Source organism: Microcystis sp. M20BS1, assembly GCF_020245305.1.
Lineage (GTDB): Bacteria > Cyanobacteriota > Cyanobacteriia > Cyanobacteriales > Microcystaceae > Microcystis > Microcystis ichthyoblabe_A.
Genome location: NZ_JADBUZ010000053.1, coordinates 1 through 10,506 on the forward strand (window position 1 = coordinate 1; position 10,506 = coordinate 10,506).

Here is a 10,506-nt window from a genome sequence, read left to right on the forward strand (position 1 = left end):
GGCGATATCCCTGGAGATATTGGACAATGTCTCAATGATGCTTCAGTTATTTCGGTTTTAGAAGAGATGTTAAAAGCCGCACTTATAGTAAATTCTTTTGAGGAGTGTAGGAAGTCTTTTAGTATCATCATAAATAAGTAGTGTGGGTAATCTGACTGACGGACACAAGTGGGTCAAAACCTGACAAGACAAGGGTTGCCAAAAAGAAAAATATCTGGGTAGATAGGGAAAAAGCAAGAATCCCTACAAGATGAAAACCGAGAACAGAATCTTCTCCCAAGTTTATTCCTATCTAGAACAAGGAAGCCGATTTGTGGATAAAAGACATTTAACCGTCCTCCGTTGGATGGTGACAGCCCTACTCAGTAGTCAAAGTCTCAATCAAGCCAGATGGGAACCCTTTGTACAAAGCAGAGCCGAACAAGCCAATAGTTATCAGAGACGGTGGAATCGCTTTTGCCAGAATGGAAGAGTAGCGGTGGAAAAGATATACATCCCCTTAATATTGAAAGCCATCGAGACTTGGAAGGAGAAGGGGGAAAGACTGTATCTAGCAATAGATACCACTCTGTTGTGGAATCAATACTGCTTTGTCTATCTAGCGGTGGTCTGCGGGGGGAGAGCCGTCCCCTTGATGTGGATGGGATGAGAACATGGTAGTGCCAGCCTAGCTTTTGAGAAATACGAACCCTTGTTGGACAGAGCCAAAGGCTATCTTCAGGGCTTTGAGAATGTCATGCTGTTAGCCGACCGAGGCTTTGCCAATCAGCAATTAATTCAATGGCTCAGGAAAAATACTTGGCATTGGTGTCTTCGCTTACCTTGCGATACCCTCATTTACGGTGTTCGCCGTCGGGGTTTTGGCTATGAGGTCAGAGAACTCTATCCTCCCAAACGGCAAGCCTGCTTTTATCGCAACGTTCAAGTCTGGCAGGAGGCTAGAATCACTGCTCATCTTGCTTTAGCCTCCGTTCCAGGGGTTAAGGATAATTGGGCAATTCTGAGCCATGAACCTCCTACCCTTGACACCTTCTGGCAGTATGGTCTTCGTTTTCCCATTGAACATCTCTTTCTCGACAGTAAATCGGGCGTTTTTGACTGGGAACATTCTCGTGTTCGCTCTGCTGCTTGTTGAGAACGTCTCTATCTCATTGTTGCCATTTCTATTCTCTTTGCTACTTTAACTGGCATGGCGGTTCAACAATCTGGCTCTCGCCGTCAGGTTGATGCTCATTTTCGGCGTGGTTTGAGTTATTTGAAAATTGGTTTACGTTGGCTGGCGGGAGTTGTTCATAAGGCGCGTCCCTTCTTGCGACTTGACCACTTATTTTCTGTTGACCCTTTTCCCTGTTTTGCTTCTCGCAAAGCTCGTCAGGATTATTATGGCAAAATTACCTTTTCTTTTATTCAGGAGTTTGAGGCTTTCACATAACAGTACTTGTCTTTGTATTGAAAAATGTGTCCGTCAGTCAGCTATATTTGTGTTGTAGCAAGGTTTAATACGTTTCTGCCATGGATACCTACTCCCCCGCCTTACGCTCTGCTGTTGCTGATGTTCTCCAATCCCTAGAGGATTTTGCCGCTGATCCTCTCTTTGCGGAAAAGTTTAAGCTAGTTTTTGGCACGGAGATTACGCCACGACGGTTCCGTGCGTTAACGTCCCCCGGAAATCTGCCGGAAGTTGAAATCCTAGCGGATGGGATTTTAGACGGCGCGGTAGGGGCTTTTTCAGCCCAGACAGGCAATATCTATCTGTCGGAGTCGGTGGTTAATGGGGATGCGGGGCGCTTGCGGGCGGTGTTGTTGGAGGAGATTGGGCATTATTTGGATTTGGTGGTTAACGCTCAGGATACAACCGGGGATGAGGGTGAGTTGTTTTCGGCGCTGGTGCGGGGTGTTGAGATTGGCAGTGGGGAATTGCGTCGCCTACAGACAGAGGATGATTGGGCGGTCATTACCATTGATGAGCAGTTGGTCGCAGTAGAGCAGGCGACAACTAATCTGGGTTTAAGGCAAGGATATGGCTATCGAGATGATTCCGTCACGACATCAGACTCCGGCGATATCTGGATTTTTTCGACCACCGGTCAGGGAAATAGTAATCATTACGTCCAAGTGTCCTCTACCGCAACGAACGTTGATCTGGTACTAGACCTTTATAATCACTCTACCGGCCAGCTTTTAGTTCGCGCAGACGATTATGGCTCAAATTATAATTTAGAGGGCATTTCCCTTGCAGATCTTCCTGCTGGAACCTATTCTGCTGTTGTTTATAACTATTACGGTGCTAACATTGGTTGGCCAGGCTCGGCTGGCTACCGACTAGAGATTAATGCGCCCCAGTCGGATTTGTGGCCTGTACCGTTGGAGTTGATTATTTCCACGACGCCGGGGAACTCGACCCAAGCCACCCAGATCACCTCGACTAATACTCTCTATATCGACGGCGCTTGGCAGAATATCGGCAGTGGCAGTACGGTATCGGGCTTTTGGAGCCGTTTACTTCTGAATGGAACCCAGATTGCTTCTTGGAATAACCTTGCGTTTAGCGCTGGCGACTTTGACTACTTCACCGACTTCGCTCTTGGCCCTCTAGCACCGGGCAACTATACCCTGACCTTACAGGTTGACTCTACCAATGCGGTTTTTGAGAGTGACGAGTCGAATAACACATATTCTCGCACGTTTACAGTCACAGCACCGAGTATTCCTCAAGATGGATACGAATCCAATAACACCCTCGCGACGGCAAGAAATCTCGGAACCCTGAGCGGATTAAGCGCCCTGCAAAATCTGACCATTCACAGTTCTACAGATACCGACTTTTTCCGCTTTACCACGGCGGGAACCTCCACCGATGAACACTATATCGCCGCTTTCTTTAATGGCGCTCAGGGGATTATTGATCTTAATTTCTTTGACAGCGCCGGTAACTTTCTGTTCTATGCTCTGGGAGAAGGGTCTGGCTACAACTATGTTCCCCTAGGCGGTTTACCGGCGGGGACCTACGTTGTCCAGTTGGGGAGTTATGCTGGGCAGACCAGTCCTGGTTATTTACTGGAATTTAATCTGCCAGTGGCTTTTACGACTACAGGCGATCGCCTAGAAACCAGTGGTAACTCTAATAATTTTGGGACAACGCCAACGTCCTTGGGAACCGTCGCGGGCTTTAAGCGGGAAAATGATCTTTCTATCCATACCCCCACGGATCAGGATTGGTTTTCTTTTACGATTACAGGGCAGACTAACAATAATCATTACATTGCCATTGATTTTAATAACATCCAGGGGAATTTAGATTTAGCCCTCTATGACAACCAAGGTCGTCTGATTACCTACGAGGCCAATAACACCGACGGGGAGTATATATCCCTCTGGGGACTGCCCCAAGGTACCTACCGAGTGGCGGTTTACAGTTGGCTTGGGCAAACGAATGAATATGATTTAATTATCAACGCGCCCGGAACGACTTCGGGAATTCAGAGCGATAGCTTTGAGAGCAATAACACCCGAAGTGCCGCTAAGGCCTTAAAGAATTTTGGTTGGAGTTCTGAGAGCGGTTACAAGGAGTGGAATAATCTTTCCATCCACACGGCCAGCGATGAGGATTGGTTTAGTTTTGACCTCAAGCAAACTGGCGCGGAGGGGCATTTTGTCGGCATTGCGCTGGATAATATCCAAGGGGATTTGGATATTGAGCTTTACAACAGCGCCGGTAACAAAATTGGGGAATCCAAGGGAACTCGTAATTTTGAGTCCATCAGTCTAGCGGGCCGGGGAACAGGAACCTATTTTGTACGGGTGTTAGGCTTTAACGGCGCCGTCAATCCCAATTATTCCCTAGTCGTTAATACCCCTGGGGATGATATTTTTGAAGCCAATAATACGCGGGCAGTGGCGAAGGATTTAAGCAATCTCCGCACGTCTCCCCTCAAAACCTGGCAAAATCTGTCTATTACCGCCGGTGATAATGATTGGTTTAAGTTCAATTTACCGAGTCGGGGAACGGCTAATGATTTTGTCAGCGTTACCTTCGATCACAGTTTGGGGGATGTTGACCTAGAGCTTTATAACAGTAGCGGTACCCGCATCCTCAGTTCGGCAGGAACGTCTAATAGCGAGCGCATTTCCCTGGAGGGGCAGACTAGCGGCGATTACTTTGTGCGGGTGTTGGGTTATAACAACGCCACTAACCCCAACTACGACCTGACCATTAGCGCACCTTTAGCCAACGGGGCGGATAGCTTTGAGTCGAATAATAGTTTTTCGACGGCCTATAACCTAAATAATCAAATTGCGCCCTCCCAACAGGGGCGGCAGGTGGTGACCTTGGGTACTGATCCCGAGGAGTTTCTCTCGATTCACAACGGTAGTGATGTGGATTGGTTTAAGTTCACGATCGCCGGCGCCGGTCAGCAGGGACATTATGCGGCCATTAGTTTTGACCACACCCTGGGGGATCTAGATCTACAGCTTTACAATAGCTCTAACACCCTACTCAAAACCTCGGAGGGGGTCGCCAACGCCCATTCGGTGGACTTAAAGGGATTGAGCGCCGGGACTTATTATTTGCGGGTTTATGGTCACAATGGGGAGGTCAATCCGAGCTATACCTTGACAGTGGACGCGCCCTTTGCTGGGGTAACGGCGGACTGGGGGGAAGGCTCCGATAATAACAACGCGATCAGTCGGGCGACCAACTTGGGCAAGCTTGACCGTCAGTTTAATCGGGACAATTTATCGATTACCGCCAACGACACGGACTGGTTCCGCTTCGAGATTGACGCTAAGGGCGGGGTATCTGACGCGGCGGGTATTACTTTCAACCACCAGCAGGGGGATTTGGACATTGAGCTTTACGCTTCTGATGGGACGACCCTTCTGGATTCTTCCCAGGGAGTGGGGAATACGGAGAGCATTTCCTTCAATGGTCGCAATGCGGGGGTCTATTTCCTCAAGGTCTATGGCTATAACGGGGCGACAAATTCAGAATATAGTGTGGCCATCAGCGCCCCGGTGAATGCGGCGGGGGATTGGGCGGATCGGCTGGCGGCCAATAACACGGCGGCGACGGCGCGGGATCTGAGGACGGTGCAGGGGTTCCAAACCTGGGAGCCTTTCTCGATTCACACGGCGACGGATGTGGATTGGTTCCGGTTCACGACCTTGGCGACGGCCAGCGCCACGGATTATCTACAAATTGATTTTGACCATACCCTGGGGGATTTGGAGCTTGAGCTTTACGCTGCTAATGGCACGACTCTGTTAGGCAAGTCGGAAACCACCAATAATTTCGAGCGCTTGAATTTGGTTAACACCAGTAATCAACCCCTAGGGGCGGGAACTTATCTGGTGAAGGTGACGGGTTATAACGGCGCGATTAATCCCAGTTATCAGCTTTCTGTCAATGCGCCCGATCCCAGTGTCAGTAAGGCGGATTGGGCGGAGGCGAATAACACCCGCGCGACGGCGACGGATCTTCAGGCAATTGACGGGTCTCGTCTGTTTTCGGGGCTATCCATCCATCAGGGCGGCGACGAGGATTGGTTTAAGTTTACGACCATTGGTACGGGGCTTGCGGGTCAGGAGGTGAGTATCGCCTTCGATCACCAGTTGGGGAATCTTCAGTTGCAACTCTACCGCGAAGGTCAATCCACGCCGGTGTTAACCTCTGACACCCAGGGCGATCGGGAATCGGTGTCTTTGGCGGGGTTAGCGGCGGGAACCTATACGGTGCGGGTCTATGGGGCGACCAGTTCGGTGACGAATCCGGGTTATTCCCTCTCGATCAACGCGCCCCAAACCCCAGAGGCGGATTGGCTGGATAAGCGTAGTCGGCCGAATAATACCCTAACGCTGGCCTACGATCTGCGGAATATTGACGGCAGTGTGGCCCTCAGCGGCCTCTCGATTCACACGGCGACGGATCAGGACTGGTTTAAGGTGCAGATTAAGCAACGCACCGCCGCTAATCAGTTTGTCAGTATTGACTTTGCTCACCAAGAGGGGGATCTGTGGCTCGAACTCTTTAACGCATCGGGGACTAAATTAAGGGAGTCCAATACCGATAAAAACTCGGAGCAGGTTTCCCTTGCGAACCTCGACCCCGGCGCTTACTACGTCAAAGTGTCCGGCGCCGTCAATCCCAACTACAGCCTCACGGTGCAGGGGATTCCTGACTTGGTAGCCGACGCTTTGGAAGGCGCGACCAATGGCCCGAAGGATGCTTATCAATTGAGGGATTTGGCGGTTAGCGGTGGAAAGACCTATTATGTGGGAGGCCGCTTCGCTTATGGTAGTTATACAAGAGATAACGCTAATGGAATAGCTAACGAATTAAATGAGATCAGCCTATCACGAAATGTGACCGGTGTTAATCCAGGAGGAGTCGAGACACGATATACAGCCGGTCTATTTAATGGCACTACTATTGCTCCGCGAACAAATTTAAGTAATGAAGATCGAATAGCTGAAGCAGATCGGCTAATTGGCTCTGCGAATCTTGTAAACAGTCAAACTCGACAGAGTATCTCGGGTTATGCAAATCCATGGCCTTCGCAACCATCACAAAATTTCTATCAACCATCTCGACCACAGCAAAATTATTTGACTCCTCAGCAACTAGCCCAAGTGCTACAACTGCAATCGAGTCTACAACAAGCCCAACAACAACTAAACGCAATACGGCAGCAACAGGCACAGGCACAACTACAACAACAAATTGCTTTAGGACAACAGCGACAACAACAGCAATATCAACAAGTATATCAACAGCAACAACCGGTTTATAACGGCATAGTAGGTGGAGTTGATAACATTCTCAACCTAGGAGGAGGAAACTTCGCCAATCGATTCTCTTCTGGTTTCAACAAACCGGGAGCATTGTCCTCCCCTTCCAATTACATCGCCTATATCCCCAACCTCTCCATCAACTCCGCCACCGACCAAGACTGGATTCAATTTGACCTTTCCAGCCGGGGCGAAGATGGACAATTTATCTCCCTCACCTTTGACCACAACCTAGGGGATCTGCAACTCGAACTCTTTGAAGCCTTTAACACCACCGCCAACACCACCGAAAGCCAATACCGAACCTTCCTCGTCGATCGCTCCAACGGTCAAGGCAACACCGAACTGATCGACCTTGCCGGCCTTGCTAAAGGCAATTACCTCGTGCGAGTCAGTGGCGTTAACGGCGCGACCAACCCCAACTACATCCTCACCTTCAGCGGCCCGCCCCCGCTAGACACCGCCGGGGATTGGACAGAAGCCACCACCGACAACACCCACACCAAACCCTACGACCTTAAAACCGTCGAAGGCGTAACTTCCCTCAGCGCCCTCTCCATCCACACCGCCAGCGATCGAGACTGGTTCCAATTCAAAACCACCAGCGTCGGCAAAGCCGGTCATAACCTCCGCATCGACTTCAACCACGCCCTTGGCGACCTCGATCTCGTCCTCTATAACCAAGACGGCACCACTGTGCGGGGACGATCCGAAACCACCGAAAACTACGAAGAAATCAGCCTCGATGGCCTCGCCGCCGGCACTTATAAAGTCCAAGTCCTCGGCTACCAAAACGCCACCAACCCCAACTACACCCTCACCCTCAGCGCCCCCAACGGCGCTCAAACCCCCATCCTCTCCGACTACCTCGAAACCAACAACAGCGCCGCCACCGCCACCGACCTCGATCGCATCAGTAACCTCCGTAGTATCCCTGGACTTACCATCCATTCAGGAGACAACGACTGGTTTAAATTCACCACCACCCAAACCGGCACCGCCGCCAACTTCCTCAGCGTCGAATTTGAACACGCCCAGGGCGATCTACAACTGGAACTCTATCGGGCCAGCAACCTGACCACCCCCTACACAACCGCCAACCTCTCCAGCGCCACCAATAACCGAGAAACCCTTTCCCTCGCCGGAGAAGCCGCCGGCACCTACTACGCGCGGGTCATCGGCAACAGCAACGCCACCAACAACTACCAGTTCTACATCGACGCGCCCACCAACGCCGCCAGCACCAAAAACGAATGGACGATCTTCGTCTATATGACCGGCAGTGACCTCGCTGAATCCGCCTTCAACGACATCAACGAGATGGAACTGGCCGCCGCCTCCCTGCCCAGTAACGTCAAAATCGCCGTTTTCTGGGATCAAACCGCCAACCGACCCTACGCCACCGCCAATCAATCCGCTTGGGGAACCGCCGGCTGGGCCATTCTCCAACCCGACACCGATCTCAAGCGCGTCGCCACACCCTTCACCCTACTAGGCGAGAAAAACTCCGGCGATCCCGCCACCCTGACAGAATTTATCAACCTCGCCAAATCCGCCGCCCCCGCCAATAACTACGGCCTGATCCTGTGGAACCACGGCAACGGCGAACTCGGCGGCTTTAACGTCGATAACGAAGGCACCTCCGCCAATACCGGCGCCGATCGCCTCTACAGTACCGAACTCGACACCGCCCTCCAAAACGTCAAAAACGCCGATCCCAGCTTCTCCCTCAAACTGTTGGCTTTTGATGCCTGTTTAATGGCTATGGCGGAAGTTGCCTATATGGTACGCAACCACGCCGAAATTTTTGTCGCCTCTCAGGAAGCCGCCGAAGACACCGGCTACGACTACACCACCGCCTTCGCCGCCCTGATCAATAACCCCGGCGAAGTCAAAGCCATCGATCTGGCCAATAGCCTCATCGCCAGCTACCAACAACAACACCAAGGCGACCGTCGGGGTTGGGATACCCTCTCCGCCACCAGCACATCTGCCCTCAACACCCTCGTCACCAGCATCAAAACCTTTACTGACGCCGCCGTCGCCCTCACCGGTAACGCCACCTGGGACGCGATCAAAGATGCCCGCGATTTCGCCAACAGCTTCTACCCCGCTCCCTACTATCGGGATTTAGGCCAGTTCCTCCAAGCCGTCGCCACCAGCACCAACAGCAATCTTCCCGCCAATCTCAAAACCGCCGCCAATAACGCCCTCACCGCCCTGCGTAACCTAGTGGTGGATAAAACCGCCGACCAACGCAACGTTCAGGGTCTCTCGGTCTATTTTCCCAATAGTGGGGCGATCGATGCGGGGTACCTCAGCCGCAACTCGCAATTCCTCAACGCCACCGGCTGGACAAATTTCCTCAACGCCTTTACCACCCGCGGCAGTAGCACCCGCAATCCCCTGCTACAGGATTGGGCCGAAGGCAACGACGTGGCGGCCCGGGCCTTTAACCTCAACACCTTAACTGGTAACGGCCATCGCTTTACGAACCTCAGCCTTCCCAACGCCGCCGATCAAGACTATTACCGCTTTAGCCTTTCCCAAGCCGGCGGGACTGGCAACACCCTCACGGTTTCCTTCACCCCCCAAACCGGCCAAAGCCTAGCGGTTTCCCTCTTTGACCCCGATAACCGGACCACGGCGCTGAAAACCGCCACCGCCAGCAACGGGCAAGCCAGCTTTAACCTATCGGGATTAGTGGCCAATAAAGAATATTTATTACTGGTCAACAGTCCCACGACGACCGGCCAACCCATTCCCAACTACACCCTCGCCATCAACGCCCCCGGTGCTGTCCAAAACAGCAACGATTGGGCTACTGGCAATAACACCGCCGCCAAAGCCGCCAATCTCGGCACTATCATCCAATCCAACTGGTTTACCGGCTTACAAGTCGATTCCACCACTCCCGATTGGTTTAAATTCAACCTGCCCAAGGTGAGTCAACTGGTTCCCCTATCCGTCACTGTTCACATTGCTGGCAATGCTACCGCCACCGCCCAACTGTTTGACCCCAGTAACCTCAATACCCCCCTGGCTACCCAAACTGGCGCTGGTTCCCTGCAACTCACCACCCCGACTCCAGAACCCGGTAAGGTCTATCAACTTCGAGTTAGTCAACCCTCCGGCCAACTGGCGATCGCATACTCCATCGCCATTGAACCCGTCCTAGTCGCGTTGCCGACAGGGACTACCCTAGCAATTTCTGCCACCAATGCCAGTCAAACCGAGGGCAACTCCGGCAGTAAAGCCTTCACCTTTACCGTTGCTCGCTCTGGCGCCGCCACCGGAACCCATAACGTTAACTGGGCAGTTACCGGCAGCGGCAGCAATCCTGCCAATGCCACGGATTTTGTCGGGTCCGTGTTACCGTCAGGAACCGTGAGTTTTGCGGCGGGAGAAACCAGTAAAGTAATTACTGTTAACGTTCAAGGGGATACAACAGTAGAACCGAACGAAAACTTTACCGTCACCCTCTCCAATGCCACCAACGGCGCTACCATTACCACCGCTACTGCTATTGGCACTATCCAAAATGATGATACCAGTGTCACCCCAATTGAAGCCTTTGGTAACACCAAATTAGTCCAAGACGCGACTAATAAACTCTATGCTCAAATTGGCAATAATAACCCCATCGCCATCAAAAATGGTGCCACTCATATTGCCACAAATACCTACCCTGGTTGGCAAATCTTAGCCGCAGAAACC

4 protein-coding genes are annotated in these 10,506 nt (G+C 51.8%); all 4 read left to right on the top strand.

Annotation, left to right across the window (positions count from 1 at the left end):
- The first annotated feature begins 250 nt into the window (after window positions 1–250).
- Window positions 251–649 carry a hypothetical protein gene (locus tag IM507_RS05495; protein ID WP_259679021.1) on the top strand — a complete coding sequence of 133 codons (399 nt, stop codon included), beginning with the start codon at window positions 251–253 and terminating at the stop codon, window positions 647–649.
- A 45-nt stretch (window positions 650–694) separates the two neighbouring features.
- On the top strand, window positions 695–1,135 hold the full coding sequence (locus IM507_RS05500; RefSeq protein ID WP_287636751.1) for a transposase: 441 nt from the start codon (window positions 695–697) through the stop codon (window positions 1,133–1,135).
- Window positions 1,136–1,189: 54 nt separating this feature from the next.
- A complete protein-coding gene (locus IM507_RS05505) occupies window positions 1,190–1,432 on the top strand; it encodes a hypothetical protein (protein ID WP_002741143.1) in 243 nt (80 codons plus the stop codon).
- Window positions 1,433–1,512: 80 nt separating this feature from the next.
- Window positions 1,513–10,506 (top strand): pre-peptidase C-terminal domain-containing protein (locus IM507_RS05510; protein ID WP_287636750.1); only part of this gene is annotated, 8,994 nt, incomplete at its 3' end.